Here is a 586-nt window from a genome sequence, read left to right on the forward strand (position 1 = left end):
GGTGATGTAGTGCGCGCTTGACATCTTTCCGTTATTTGCAAAAGCTGTGTAAGCTTGAGCCATTTCCTGAGGTGAAACACCTTCTTTCATCCCACCAAGAGCCAGCGCGAGATTTTCATCAGATTTTTCTACTGGGAGATCAAATTTTTTAGCATATTCATAGCCTGTTTTAACACCAATTTTGTCCAGCAAATAAACAGCCGGAATATTATAAGAATCTGCAATAGCGGTTGCCATATCAACCTTACTCGATTCATATCCTAAAGCATTTGTTGGACGATAGCTTCCAGCGAAAGTTATTGGCGTATTCGGGAAGGTACTTGTACTGCTATATCCCCGACTCAAGGCCGGTGCATAAACGACTAAAGGTTTGATCAACGACCCAGGCGAACGCCTAGCCTGAATTGCTCGATTAAAGCCCCTAAAAACGTGTTTCCCACGGCCGCCAATCACGGCTAACACCCCACCTGTTCTTGCATTCAAGGCAATCGAAGCAGATTGATCATCCGAAACTGGAAAAAGATATTTATTATCGTAATCCTTCTGTAGGTCTTTTTGATCTTTTTGGTCAAGCGTGGTATATATC

Annotated in this window: 1 protein-coding gene; it reads right to left on the reverse strand. The window is 43.0% G+C overall.

The genetic code is table 11. The annotated features are described in order from the left end of the window. A partial coding sequence (locus KH893_RS11500; protein WP_281166241.1) for a penicillin-binding transpeptidase domain-containing protein occupies positions 1–586 on the reverse strand: 586 nt, incomplete at both ends.

The organism is Liquorilactobacillus sicerae (genome assembly GCF_029916425.1).
GTDB classification, from domain to species: Bacteria; Bacillota; Bacilli; order Lactobacillales; family Lactobacillaceae; genus Liquorilactobacillus; species Liquorilactobacillus sicerae.